11 protein-coding genes are annotated in these 13,083 nt (G+C 71.2%); 5 read left to right on the plus strand and 6 right to left on the minus strand.

Features of this window, described 5'->3' with window-relative positions; translation table 11 throughout:
* Positions 1-13: 13 nt before the first annotated feature.
* A complete protein-coding gene (locus ACFYUS_RS35450; protein WP_388861742.1) occupies positions 14-628 on the plus strand; it encodes a rhomboid-like protein in 615 nt (204 codons plus the stop codon).
* Here ACFYUS_RS35450 and ACFYUS_RS35455 read toward each other — a convergent pair.
* Positions 582-2,054, minus strand: a complete 1,473-nt coding sequence (locus ACFYUS_RS35455) for a helix-turn-helix domain-containing protein (RefSeq protein WP_388861744.1) — start codon at positions 2,052-2,054, stop codon at positions 582-584. The genes ACFYUS_RS35450 and ACFYUS_RS35455 overlap by 47 nt on opposite strands.
* A gap of 391 nt (positions 2,055-2,445) precedes the next feature.
* Here ACFYUS_RS35455 and ACFYUS_RS35460 point away from each other — a divergent pair, with 391 nt between their 5' ends.
* The gene (locus tag ACFYUS_RS35460; RefSeq protein ID WP_388861746.1) at positions 2,446-3,630 is read left to right on the plus strand and encodes a cupin domain-containing protein; all 1,185 of its coding nucleotides are present in this window, start codon (positions 2,446-2,448) and stop codon (positions 3,628-3,630) included.
* A 138-nt stretch (positions 3,631-3,768) separates the two neighbouring features.
* Entirely contained in the window at positions 3,769-5,532 is a 1,764-nt protein-coding gene (locus ACFYUS_RS35465) for an ABC transporter ATP-binding protein (RefSeq protein WP_388861748.1), read from the plus strand.
* Between the two features lie 90 nt (positions 5,533-5,622).
* On the opposite strand, the gene ACFYUS_RS35470 is transcribed toward ACFYUS_RS35465, so the two are convergent.
* Together ACFYUS_RS35470 and ACFYUS_RS35475 are read right to left on the minus strand one after the other, a co-directional pair.
* Positions 5,623-5,775, minus strand: coding sequence for a hypothetical protein (locus ACFYUS_RS35470; protein WP_388861750.1), 153 nt, complete (start codon positions 5,773-5,775; stop codon positions 5,623-5,625).
* A gap of 186 nt (positions 5,776-5,961) precedes the next feature.
* Positions 5,962-6,552: a TetR/AcrR family transcriptional regulator gene (locus ACFYUS_RS35475; protein ID WP_388861751.1), complete on the minus strand. Its 591-nt coding sequence runs from the start codon at positions 6,550-6,552 to the stop codon at positions 5,962-5,964.
* 158 nt (positions 6,553-6,710) lie between these two features.
* On the opposite strand from ACFYUS_RS35475, the gene ACFYUS_RS35480 reads away from it, so the two are divergent.
* A complete protein-coding gene (locus ACFYUS_RS35480) occupies positions 6,711-9,146 on the plus strand; it encodes a beta-glucosidase (RefSeq protein WP_388861753.1) in 2,436 nt (811 codons plus the stop codon).
* Between the two features lie 51 nt (positions 9,147-9,197).
* On the opposite strand, the gene ACFYUS_RS35485 is transcribed toward ACFYUS_RS35480, so the two are convergent.
* Positions 9,198-10,079 carry an SGNH/GDSL hydrolase family protein gene (locus ACFYUS_RS35485; protein ID WP_388861755.1) on the minus strand — a complete coding sequence of 294 codons (882 nt, stop codon included), beginning with the start codon at positions 10,077-10,079 and terminating at the stop codon, positions 9,198-9,200.
* Positions 10,080-10,339: 260 nt separating this feature from the next.
* Between ACFYUS_RS35485 and ACFYUS_RS35490 the strand changes: the two genes are divergently transcribed.
* Positions 10,340-10,834: a DUF3145 domain-containing protein gene (locus tag ACFYUS_RS35490; protein WP_388861757.1), complete on the plus strand. Its 495-nt coding sequence runs from the start codon at positions 10,340-10,342 to the stop codon at positions 10,832-10,834.
* 613 nt (positions 10,835-11,447) lie between these two features.
* On the opposite strand, the gene fabF is transcribed toward ACFYUS_RS35490, so the two are convergent.
* Together fabF and ACFYUS_RS35500 are read right to left on the minus strand one after the other, a co-directional pair.
* Positions 11,448-12,710, minus strand: coding sequence for a beta-ketoacyl-ACP synthase II (fabF, locus tag ACFYUS_RS35495; RefSeq protein ID WP_388861759.1), 1,263 nt, complete (start codon positions 12,708-12,710; stop codon positions 11,448-11,450).
* A gap of 79 nt (positions 12,711-12,789) precedes the next feature.
* Positions 12,790-13,038, minus strand: a complete 249-nt coding sequence (locus ACFYUS_RS35500; RefSeq protein ID WP_344434842.1) for an acyl carrier protein — start codon at positions 13,036-13,038, stop codon at positions 12,790-12,792.
* Between the last annotated feature and the right edge of the window lie 45 nt (positions 13,039-13,083).

Raw genomic sequence — 13,083 nt, forward strand, 5'->3', positions numbered from 1 at the left:
CGGCCTTCCGCTCGTGCTGGTGTCTCTGGCCGCCTGTGCGGCCTTCGTCCAGCTGTCGGTGCTGGACGCGGAGCAACGGGACTGGCTGGAGGGGTACTTCTCGACCAGCCTCGTCAATCTCGGGGACCACCCGCTGCAGGCGCTGGTGGGCTCCGCCTTCGTGCCGGGTGACCGTCCGTGGCCGGAGATGGCCGCGGTCGCCTTCGCCGTGACGGCGGCTGCGGACCGGTTCGGCGGCCCGGGGACGATGTCGATCATCGCCATGGGACACATCGGGGGCACTGTGGTGAGCGAGGGAGTCCTCGGGCTGCGGATCCTCGGCGGGCAGGAGCCGGTGTCGCTGATCCGGCTGGAGGACGTCGGCTCGTCCTACCTCCTCGTGTCGGCGCTCACGGCCGTGGTGGCGTGGGGGGTGCGCACCCCGGTGCGGGTGCTCGCGGCATGCGTTCTCCTGGCGGCGATGCCCCGGCTGTTGGACGGCCTCACCGCGTGGGGCGTCCCGGCCATGGGGCACGTGGTGGCGATGGTGTCCGGGGTGCTGCTGGGACGGGTGCCCCGGTGCCCCGGCCGGGCGACCACCGTCAGTACGCCCCTGTCGACCGTCCCGGACCGCCCGAAGAGCACGTGAGCCGCAACGCGTTGTCATGCTCGCCGTACCATTCACGGGTCCTGGCCGGGGGCTGGGCGCCGCGGGGCTTGCCGTCGAGCCGGTGCCGGGCTTCGTCCTGCCCGGCGAAGCGCGGTGCGGCGTAGGCGATGCCACCCGCCCGGGTGGACTCCTCCTCCGCCGCGCGTTCGGCCGCGTACAGGCGGACCAGCAGGTGGAAGCGGTAACGGCCGGGGGCCGGGGACTCGAGCAGATGCGCGTCGACGAGCACGGACAGCTCCGCGGCCAGCCGGTTCAGCGAGGCGGAACCCGACCCGGCGGCCGTCAGCCGGGCGACGGCGTCCAGGCGGATGTCGGGCCCCTCGTGCAGGCCGAGCAGACGGAACAGCCGTGCGGCGCGCGGCGGAAGGGCCCGGTAGGACCACGACAGCACGGTACGGAGTGTGGACGCGGGATCGTCCGGGACGTCGAGGGCGTCCAAGGGGAAACCCGGACGGGTGAGCTCCTCCACCAGGTCCCGCAGCAGCAGGCCGGGGCGCTGGGCGGCCCGCTCGGCGAGGACGCGAAGGGCCAGGGGCAGGCCGCCGCACAGTCGTATCAGCTCCCGGCCGGCCGCCGGTTCGGCGCGGAGCCTTCGAGGGCCGATGACCTCCTCCAGGAGCGCGGTCGCCGCCGGTTCCGAGAGGTACGGCGTCTCCAGGAGCTGCGCACCGTCACGGATCAGCAGACCGCGGAGCTGGGCGCGGGAGGTGACCAGGACGGCGCTCCCCGGGGAGTTGGGCAGCAGGGGCCGTACCTGCTCCGTCGCCCTGGCGTTGTCGATGAGGATGAGAACGCGGCGGTCGGCGAGTAAGGACCGGTAGAGCGCGGTGAGGCCGGAGAGGCTGCCGGGGAGGTTCGAGGGGCTCACTCCCAGAGAGCACAGGAATCCACGGAGCACGCTGGCCGGGTCGAGCGGCTCGACGGCGTCGTGGCCGTGCAGGTCGGTGAAGAGCTGCCCGTCCGGGTAGAGGTGGGCGACACCGTGTGCCAGGCGGGTGGCCAGCATCGACTTGCCCACTCCGGCGGGCCCCGTGATGAGGAGCGGAGCGCGCGGACCGACCGCCGCCCCGGGCAGACTCAGATACCGCTCGTAGGCGGCGATCAGGTCCTCGCGTCCGATCAGATCTCCTGTGACGGGCGGGAGCTGGGCGGCCCGTGGGCCGTCGTCCGCCGTCGGCGCGGCGCCGGCCTCGGCGATCTCCGCTCCGCGTGCCTTCCGTGTGCGCACCAGCCGGGCGGCTCCCTCGGCATTCAGTCCGAGTGCCTGGGCGATCAGCTCCAGGGAGCGACGGTAGGGCCGTGCGGTGCGACCGAGTTCGATGTCTCTGATGGTGCGGACGCTCAGGCCGGCAAGGTCGGCCAGCTCCTCCTGCGTCAGCCCGGCGGCTTCACGCAGCCGTCTCACCAGGCGGTCTTCCGTTTTCGTGCCGACCGACGACATCTCCCGGACCTCCTCAGTTGTTCCGGCCCTCGCGGCGGAGCACTTTTCCAACCGTATACATGCAGGCGCAAGTTATTTCCTTGCGCGCTGCACATTGGCGCAACTCGAACCCGCGCCGGGACATTCCACGGTTCGTGAGGGAGTCCTTTCGGCCAACCCGCCCCCGTCCCGGCTCTGCCGCCGAGACTGCCGATCAGAGTTCCTGTTCACGGGCGGACTGCTGGGTGAGGCTGGCGAAGCGATCAATGCGAGGACCTCAACACATCCACCGGAACCCCGCCGTTCACCGGTGACAAGGGAGAACACCATGGCATCGTCCTCAGGGAGGGCTGCGGCACCGCGCGATCTGACGTCCATGTCGACACTGGCTTCGCTGATCTCACCGGTCACGCTGGAGGAATTCCGCCAGGACCACTGGGAGCGAGCGCCCCTGCACGTGCCGGGCGGCGACTCCGGCCGCTTCACGGACCTGCTCTCCCTGGCGGACGTGGGAGATCTGCTGTCCCGCACGGGATCCGACCTGGAGAACATCCGTGTGGTGATCGAGGGCAGGGAGACACCGGTACGCGAACTCAGCGCGAACCGCGGACGCAACGGCACCGCCAACGCGGTCGAGGAGCTGTACAACCGGTACCGCAACGGCTCCACGATCGTGCTGAACGCGCTGGAAAGGCGGTGGGGACCGCTCGGCACCTTCGCCGCCGACCTCGGTGCCGAGGTGAACGCGCGGTTCCAGGCGAACGTCTACCTCACCCCGGGGGGTGAGTCGCGGGGGTTCAACCCCCACTACGACACCCACGACGTGTTCGTCCTCCAGGTGCACGGCGTCAAGCGGTGGCGCCTGTACGGCTCGCCCTACGAACTTCCCCTGCGCAGCCGGCCGTACGACCACTCGCAGGAGGCTCCCGCACCCGAGCGGGAGATCGAGATGAACCCGGGCGACGTGCTCTACCTTCCTCGCGGCGCCATCCACGCCGCGACCTCCGCGGACACGGCGTCCCTGCACATCACGATGGGCGTGCATCCGGTGCTCTGGGCCCAGGTGCTGCAGGACGCCATCGGCCGACTGGCCTCGGAGGACGTGCGGTTCCGGTCCGGGCTCCCGCTGGGATTCGCCAACGACAAGGAACTGCGGGCCCAGGCCGCGGACACCGTCGCCGGACTCGTCGACGTGCTGGCCGCGCGACTCGCGCCGCAGGAACTCGTGGAGGAGGCGGCCAAGCGGGCCGTCTCGATCAGCCCGGCGACGCTCCAGCACCACCTCACCGATCTGGAGGCCGTGTCCGCGCTCGGCCTCACGACGTCGGTGCGCCGCCGGCCGGGTCTCCGCTGGAGTGCCGACTACGGCGACGAGGGCGTCGAGTTGGAGTTCCACAACAAGACGGTCCGGCTGCCCGGCCACGTCGCGGACGAGGTGCGGTGCATCGCCGAGGCCGGCGGCCCCTTCACGGCGGAGTCCATCGTCGGCGATCTCGACACGGCCGGCCGTCTGGTCCTGGTCCAGGCCCTGGTGCGCGAGGGGTTCCTCACACTGGCGTGAGCCATGAGTCCGTTCCCGTCGCCCCGTCGGCCCCCGGCCGACGGGGCCTCATCGTCCGGATGCCGGGCAGGGGCGGCGCGCCCGTACGCCGTGGCGCCGTCTCCTTCCCGAGCGCGTCCGGCGGAAGGAGAAGAACACGTGCGTGAGCAGCCGACGGAGCGGCCTCCGGTGGGCCTCGGCAGGGTCCTGCGTCTCTTCGTCCCGTACCGGTCCCGACTGCTGACCGTGCTCGTCCTTGTCATGGGCGGTTCTCTGCTGGCCCTGATCCCGCCGTTCCTGCTGCGGGAACTGCTCGACGTCGCGCTGCCTCAGAGGCGTACCGGCCTGCTGACCGTTCTGGCCGCAGGCATGCTTGCCGTCGTCGTGGCCGGCACCTCGCTGTCCGTGCTGCAGACGTACATGTCCGCCGTGCTCGGCCAGCGGGTGATGGACGACCTCCGCAACGCCGTCTACGCCCATCTGCAGCGGATGTCGCTCGCGTTCTTCACGGTCAGCCGCACCGGCGAGCTGCAGTCGCGGATCGCCAACGACATCGGGGCCATGCAGGCGACGGTCACCGGCACGGCGACCTCGGTGGTCTCCAGCACGACGACGGTGGTGTCCAGTCTGGTCGCCCTGCTGCTGCTCAGCTGGAAGCTCACCATCATCTCCGTTCTCACGGTGCCGGTCTTCGTCTGGATCAGCCGGCGCGTCGGATCGGAACGCCGCGAGCTGACGCTCAAGCGTCAGCAGCTGGTGGGCGTGATGTCGAGCATGATCGAGGAGACGCTCTCGGTCAGTGGATTCCTGCTCGGCCGCACGATGGGCCGGACGCGCACCCTCGAGAACGAATTCGCCGGACGCTCCGCCGAGCTCAGCGATCTCAGTATCAGATCGTCGATGGCGGGCCGGTGGAGGCAATCGGTCATCTCCATCATCATGGCGGCCATGCCCATCGCGATCTACTGGACCGCGGGATACGTCGGCAGCGAGGGCGGACATTCCGTTTCGATCGGTACCCTGATCGCTTTCACCACTTTGCAGCAGGGCCTGTTCGGGCCGTCCATCTCACTGCTGCAGACCGGTGTCGCCGTGCAGAGTTCACTCGCTCTCTTCGGGCGGGTCTTCGAGTACCTGGACATGCCGGTCGAGGTGGCCGAACCCGCGAAACCCGTCCCGCTCGGGAAGATTTCCGGGCACCTGCGGTTCGAGCAGGTCAGTTTCTCCTACGCCACGTCGGATCCGGTACTCGAAGGGATCGACATCGACATTCCGCCGGGAGGCCATCTCGCGGTGGTCGGCGCCACCGGGGCCGGCAAGACGACGCTCGGCTATCTCGTTCCGCGGCTGTACGACGTGAGTGGCGGGCGCATCACGATCGACGGCGTCGACATCCGGGACCTCGGATTCTCCACGCTGGCCTCGGCCGTCGGCGTCGTCTCCCAGGAGATCCACCTGTTCCACACGACGATCGCGGACAATCTGCGGTTCGCGAAGCCGGGCGCGACCGACGAGGAGCTCGTCGAAGCGGCGAAGGCGGCCCAGATACACCACATGATCGCCGGCTTGCCCGACGGGTACGAGACGCTGGTCGGTGAGCGGGGCTACCGGTTCTCCGGCGGTGAGAAGCAGCGACTCGCCATCGCCCGGACCATTCTCCGCAATCCACCGATCCTCGTGCTGGACGAAGCCACCAGCGCCCTGGACACGCAGACCGAGAACGCGATCCAGAAGGCGTTGGACGCGCTTTCCGCGGGGCGTACGACGATCACGATCGCCCATCGCCTCTCCACGATTCGCGCGGCGGACCAGATCATCGTTCTCGACTCCGGAAGGATAGTCGAGCGCGGTACCCACGAGGCCCTGATCGACCGCAGAGGTCGCTATGCGAAGCTCGCCGCCGCGGGCCCGGGAATCGTCTAGCACCAGGTCCTGTACCCAATGAAACGGCCCGCCGGTCGAACCGGCGGGCCGTCAGTATTTCTCGGCGTCTACGGGGTGCCGCGTGACTTCTTAGTCGAAGTCGTCGGTGCCGCGGTCCCAGCCGCCGCTGTCGTTGTTGTCGCCGTCGTCGAAGACGCCGTTGTCGCGGTCGTCCGTAGCCGTGCCCAGGATTCCTGCGGGCCGTACGACGACGATGTCGGCGGCGTCGAGAGACTTGGCCATCCTGCCCTCCTCATTGTCGGGTCCTTGACGTCGAATTCGTCCGGATCGGCTCCGGTCGAATTCGGTGCGCTCCGTCAGCGCCCTATGAGTCTCGTGGCCGGACCGGATCCGGAACAGGCGATCTCGGCGGAGTTCTCGGCGGCAGACCACGCGAGGGCCGGCTCGCGGCCGGGCGGAGGGCGCTCCCTACGCGTCCCCCGGCTTCCCGGTGGTCGTGCTTCCCGCCAGCAGCCGCAGGAAGTCCCGGAAGGCGCCCGGCATGTCCACCGCCGACGGGTCCAGGAGCCACTGGTACTGGAGGCCGTCCATCACCGCGGTGAGCAGCGGGGCCGCGCGCTCCGGGGTGAGGCCGCCCGGCAGGCGCTCGCCGTACTCCAGGCGCAGGACGTCCGCCATGTTGGCCCGGACCTGCGCGTACCGCGCGGTGAAGAACTCCCGCGCCGGGTGCCCCTCCGTGACGCTCTCGCCGAGCAGCGCGGAGAAGGTCTGCACGATCCCCGGCCGCATCGCGTTGTACTCGACGAGGGAGTCCAGGAGGTCGAGCCGCCAGCCCTCGCGGTCCCGGCCCCCGCTCGTGTCCCAGCGGTCCCGTTCCTCCAGGACGGCGACGAGCAGCGCCTCCTTCGTCGGGAAGTAGTGCAGCAGCCCCTGCTGGGTCAGTCCGACCCGCTCGGCGACGGAGTTGAGCGAGGCGCCCCGGTAGCCGCGCTCGGCGATCACTTCGAGGGTGGCGCGCAGGATGTCCGCGCGCCGCTCCTCGCTCCTGGCCCGCACCATCGCCGGGGCTCCCTTCCGCAGGTTCGTCCGACAGGACGGTACCTCCTGCCCATGACGTGAAGATAACAGAATGATGACGTCACCTACCGATCTACAGGTAGATGGGTGCACGATGGGCGCGTCGGGGGTCATCGGTACGTCAACGAGGAGGTACGGCCATGGCGGACGCCAGCGCGGAGACCGTGAGGAACGCCGTCGTCGAGGCAGCGCTCGGCAAGCTCGACCTGGACGCCAAGACCCGGCTGCTCGCCGGCCAGGACATGTGGTCCCTGCCCGCCCTGCCGGAGATCGGCCTGAAGTCCCTGGTCATGTCGGACGGCCCCATCGGCGTCCGCGGCGTCCGCTGGACCGCCGACGACCCGTCCGTCGCGCTCCCGTCCCCGACCGCCCTCGCCGCCACCTGGGACCCCGCCCTCGCCCGCCGCGCCGGCCGCCTCCTCGCCCAGGAGGCCCGCCGCAAGGGCGTCCACGTCCTCCTCGCGCCCACGGTCAACCTGCACCGCACGCCCCTCGGCGGCCGCCACTTCGAGGCCTACAGCGAGGACCCCCACCTCACCGGCGCCATCGGCACCGGCTACGTCCAGGGCGTCCAGGACGGCGGAGTCGGCACCACCGTCAAGCACTTCGTCGCCAACGACGCCGAGACCGACCGCTTCACCGTCGACAACCGGATCGCCCCGCGCCCGCTCCGCGAGCTCTACCTCGCCCCCTTCGAGGCCATCGTCGAGAACGCCCGCCCCTGGGGCATCATGACCGCCTACAACCAGGTCAACGGCGTGACGATGACCGAGCACCACCAGCTCGTGAACGAGATCCTGCGCGGCGAGTGGGGCTTCGACGGCTACAACGTCTCCGACTGGATGGCCGCCCGCTCCACCAAGGCCGGCATCGAGGGCGGCCTCGACGTCGCCATGCCCGGCCCCGACACCGTCTACGGCCCGGCCCTCGCCGCCGCCGTCCGCGCCGGCGAGGTCGAGGAGTCCACCGTCGACACGGCCGTACGCAACGTCCTGCGGCTCGCCGCCCGCGTCGGCGCCCTCGAAGGCGCCCCGCCGGTCGTCACCGAGCACCCCGCCGCCCTCGACGGCGACGCCCTCGCCCGCGAGATCGCCCGCCGCGGCTTCGTCCTCGTACGGAACGAGAACGGCGCCCTGCCCCTGAAGCCCGGCACCGTCGCCCTCTCCGGCGCCGCCGCCCGCGACGCCCGCGTCCTCGGCGGCGGCTCCGCCCAGGTCTTCCCCGACCACGTCGTCTCCCCGCTCGACGGCCTCACCGCCGCCCTCCCCGAAGGCGCGCTGAGCTACGCGATCGGCGCCGACCCCAGCGAGGAACTCGCCCCCGCCGATCAGGGCTTCACCCTCCGCGCCCGCTGCCGCGACGCCGCCGGGAACGTCATCGGCGAGGGCTCCCTGCCCAACGGCCAGGTCCAGTGGATCGGCGACGACCTCCCCGAGGGCGTCACCCACGAGGCCCTCGCCTCCATCGAGGTCGTCGGCACCTTCACCCCGCGCGAGACCGGCGAGCACGCCTTCGGCACCCGCGGCCTCGGCGCCTTCACCCTCGCCGTCGCCGGCACGACCGTCTTCGACGGCGTCCAGGTCATGGGCCCCGAGACCGACCCCTTCGAGGCCTTCTTCGGCTCCCCGGTCGAGCGCGCCAAGGTCGCCCTCACGGCGGGCGAGACCGTCGAGGTCTCCCTGCTCCACACCCTCGACAAGGAGTTCGCGGCCCCGCTCCCGGCCGTCATGTTCTCCTTCGTCCACCTCGGTCCCCGCCGTGACCCCGACGAACTGATCGCCGAGGCCGTCGAGGCCGCCCGTGCCGCCGACACCGCCGTCGTGGTCGTCGCCACCACCGAACGCGTCGAGTCCGAGGGCTTCGACCGCAAGGACCTCGCTCTCCCCGGCCGCCAGGACGACCTCGTACGGGCCGTCGCCGCCGCCAACCCGAACACCGTCGTCGTCGTCAACGCCGGCTCCCCGGTCGAACTGCCCTGGCGCGAGGACGTGGCCGCGGTCCTGCTCAGCTGGTTCCCCGGCCAGGAGGGCGGCGCCGCCCTCGCCGACGTCCTCACCGGCGCCGAGGAGCCCGGCGGCCGCCTCCCCACCACCTGGCCCGTCGCCCTCGCCGACGCCCCCGTCACCGAGGTCACCCCGACGGACGGCGAACTGCACTACACCGAGGGCGTCTTCATCGGCTACCGCGCCTGGGACAAGGCCGGCGCCGTCCCCGCGTACCCCTTCGGCCACGGCCTCGGCTACACGACCTGGACGTACGACTCCCTGGTCGCGGCCCCGGACGCGGTCACCGTCCGGATCACCAACACCGGCGACCGCCCCGGCCGCGAGACCGTCCAGATCTACCTGGCGCCGGTGAGCGACACCGTGGAGCGCCCGGCCCGCTGGCTGGCCGGCTTCGCGAACGTCGAGGCCGCGCCCGGCGAGACCGTCGAGACCGAGATCGCGCTGCCCCGACGCGCCTTCGAGATCTGGGACGAGGAGAAGCACGGCTGGACCCCGGTCACGGGCGCGTACGAGGTCATCGCCGCGCACTCCCTCACGGACGCGCGCCTGACCGCCACCGTGGAGGTCTGACCTCTCGACGGACCGGCCCCGGGGCGGACCTGACGACCGCCCCGGGGCCCCTCACTCCTTCGTGATCCGCCGGTACGCGAGCTCCGCGAGCCGCGCCTGCCCGTCCCTGCTCGGATGGAACCAGTCCCAGGGGCTCAACTGCCCGCCGTCGAAGCGGAACCCGAAGACCGCCCCGCCGTCGTACCGGCAGCGCGCGTCCTTCGCGCAGACCTGCTCCAGGACTTCGTTGTACGCCACCACCCGGTCCCGCACCGAAGCCCGCCGCCGCTCGGCCGCCGGGCCCAGGTCCTCCGCGTCCGCCAGCATCGCGCCGCAGATCCCCAGCTTCCACACCTGGCGCCCCACCGGGCTCACCCGCCCCGTCGACCACAGGTGTTTCAGGTCCGGCACGCTCGCCACGTACACCTGCGCCTTCGGTGCGCCCGCCCGCAGCCGGGCGAGGGCCTTCTCGAAGGAGGCGCGGAAATCGGCGACCGGGGTCATCTGCTCCGGGGTGGCCCGGCAGGCGTCGTTGGCCCCCATCATCACCGTCACGAGCTCGGGCTTCTCGGCGGCCGCCCCGGCCATCTGCGCGGGCAGCTCCGCCATCCGCGCGCCCGTCCTGGCCAGGTTCCAGCTGTGGGTGGTCACCTTCGCCGGGCCGAGCAGCCGCAGCGCCAGACTGTTCACGGCGGCGTCCGTCCCGGTCGCCCACGAGACCTCGGGGCAGTCCGAGAGCACCGAGCAGGCGTCGAAGGCACGGGTCACGGAGTCGCCGACGGCCGCGACGGAGGCGGGGGAGACGTCCCAGAGCGGCTTCGGCTTCGGGGCGGACGTCCTGACGGGAGGGGCCGTCTTCCGGTCCCCGGCCGTACAGCCGGAGAGCGCCCCGCCGCACAGCAGCGCGGCCGTCGCGGCGGCGACAGCGGTACGGAATCGGCGTCGGCCGCGCATCCCCGGCCCCCTCCTTCGGCGTCCTGGCGGGTGAAAGGTTCGTGTTCCCCGGCCCCCGGACCGACCGTACGTCACCCCGATGACGGTGCGGCACGGTAGCTTTTCCCCCGTCGAACCAGAGGCGCCTTCGCCGACCGGCTCCGGTAAATTACATCACGTCACAAGCTGTCCCCTTTCAGAGGGTTTGCGATGTTCTGCTCCTGATGCTGTTTACTGAGGCCGCTGGGCAAGGCGAACCTCGTCCCACACTGGAGGTCCCGGTGACGACACGTGGAGTCCTGTACGTACACTCCGCACCGCGCGCGCTGTGCCCGCACGTCGAATGGGCGGTCGCGGGCGTCCTCGGTGCGAGGGTCCAGCTCGACTGGATCCGCCAGCCGGCGTCCCCCGGCACCTGGAGAGCCGAGCTCTCCTGGCAGGGCCAGACCGGCACCGCCTCCAGACTCGCCTCCGCGCTCCGCGGCTGGCAGATGCTCCGCTTCGAGGTCACCGCGGAACCCTGCCCCACCGCCGAGGGCGAGCGCTACAGCGCCACCCCCGACCTGGGCATCTTCCACGCCGTCACCGGCATGCACGGCGACATCCTCATCCCCGAGGACCGCCTCCGCGCCGCCCTCGCCCGCTCCGCCCAGGGCGAGACCCAACTCGAGGCCGAGATCGCCAAACTCCTCGGCAAACCCTGGGACGACGAACTCGAACCCTTCCGCTACGCAGGCGAAGGCGCCCCCGTCCGCTGGCTTCACCAAGTCGTCTGACGCCTCCCCCCCCAGACACGGCGAAGGCCCGCCCCCGTTTCGGGAGCAGGCCTTGCTCTTCGTACGACCCTCAGACCGTACGAAACGCCGGCACCACGTCATGGCCGCCGAAGCCGAAGCCGTTGACCTCTCCCTCGTGCGTCCCTCGCGCCGCTTCGCGGGCTTCGGGGCGCTGTGCCGGACTCCGTCCGGCGGGTACGGCGAAGGCCCGTCCCCTGTGCTGGGGGCGGGCCTCGTCGTTCAGATGGGCGTCAGACCGTGCGGAACGCCGGCACCACGTTGTGGCCGCCGAAGCCGAACGAGTTGGCCTTTCCCTCGTGCGTCCCTCGCGCCGCTTCGCGGGCTTCGGGGCGCTGTGCCGGACTCCGTCCGGCGGGTACGGCGAAGGCCCGTCCCCTGCGCTGGGGGCGGGCCTCGTCGTTCAGATGGGCGTCAGACCGTGCGGAAGGCCAGCACCACGTTGTGGCCGCCGAAGCCGAACGAGTTGGCCTCTCCCTCGTGCGTCCCTCGCGCCGCTTCGCGGGCTTCGGGGCGCTGTGCCGGACTCCGTCCGGCGGGTACGGCGAAGGCCCGCTCCCTGTGCTGGGGGCGGGCCTCGTCGTTCAGATGGGCGTCAGACCGTGCGGAACGCCAGCACCACGTTGTGGCCGCCGAAGCCGAACGAGTTGTTGATCGCGGCGATCGTGCCCTGCGGGAGTTCGCGGGGCTCGTCGCGGACGATGTCGGCGTCGACGTCGGGGTCGAGGTCGTCGACGTTGATCGTCGGCGGGGCCAGGCGGTTGTGGAGGGCGAGGACCGTCGCGACGGTCTCGATGCCGCCCGCGCCGCCGAGGAGGTGACCGGTCATGGACTTGGTCGCGGAGATGGCGACGTGGTCCAGGTCGTCGCCGAGGACCTTGCGCAGGGCCTTGATCTCGGCGACGTCGCCCTGCGGCGTCGACGTGGCGTGCGCGTTGAGGTGGACGACCTCGGAGGGCTTGAGGTCCGTGGAGTCCAGCAGGTTCTGCATCGCGGCGGCGATGCCCCGGCCGGTCGGCTCGGGCTGCGCGATGTGGTGGCTGTCGGCCGACAGGCCCTGGCCGAGCACCTCGCAGTAGATGCGGGCGCCGCGCGCCTTCGCGTGCTCCTCGGACTCCAGGATCACGACACCCGCGCCCTCGCCGAGCACGAAGCCGTCGCGGCCGGTGTCGTAGGGACGCGAGGCCTTCGTCGGCTCGTCGTTGCTCTTGGACATCGCCATCATGTTGGCGAAGGCGGCGATCGGCAGCGGGTGGATCGCGGCCTCGGTACCACCGGCGACGACCACGTCGGCACGGCCGGTACGGATCATCTCGACGGCGTAGCCGATCGCCTCGGCACCCGACGCGCACGCGGAGACGGGGGTGTGGACGCCCGCCCGGGCGTTCACCTCCAGGCCCACGTTCGCGGAGGGGCTGTTGGGCATGAGCATGGGCACGGTGTGCGGGGAGACGCGGCGGACGCCCTTCTCCTTGAGCACGTCGTACTGGTCGAGCAGCGTGGTGACACCGCCGATGCCGGAGGCGATGACGGAACCGAGCCGCTCGGGCGCGATCGTCTCGTCCTCGCCGGCCGGGCCGGTGTAGCCCGCGTCGGCCCAGGCCTCACGGGCCGCGATCAGCGCGAACTGCGCCGAGCGGTCCAGCTTGCGGGCGAGCGGGCGGGGCAGGACGTCGCCGGGGTCGACCGCGGCGAGCGCCGCGATCTTGACGGGCAGTTCGGCGAAACGCTCGCCCTCCAGGGGCTTGACGCCGGAGCGCCCCGCGAGAAGACCTTCCCAGGTCGACGCGGAGTCGCCACCCAGCGGTGTGGTTGCGCCGATACCGGTGACGACCACGGTGCGATTGGTCGAGCTCACAGGAATTCGTTCTCCATGTGTGTGATGGTCGGAATGCGGCGCCACCGCCGGGTGGCGTACCGAGTCAGCGGGGACCGAATCAGTCCTGGTGCTTCAGGATGTAGTCGGCAGCGTCGCCCACGGTCTTGAGGTTCTTGACGTCCTCGTCCGGGATCTTGACGTCGAAGCGCTCTTCGGCGGCGACGACGACCTCGACCATGGACAGCGAGTCGACGTCCAGGTCGTCGGTGAAGGACTTGTCCAGCTGGACGTCCTCGACCGGGATGCCGGCGATCTCGTTGACGATCTCGGCGAGGCCCTTGACGATCTCGTCCTGGGTGTGAGCCATAGTGGCGCTCCTTCTTGCGGTTACTTCGGTAAAGGGGGCTTCCGG

Origin of the sequence: Streptomyces sp. NPDC004284 (genome assembly GCF_042874035.1) — a bacterium.
Classification (GTDB): Bacteria; Actinomycetota; Actinomycetes; order Streptomycetales; family Streptomycetaceae; genus Streptomyces.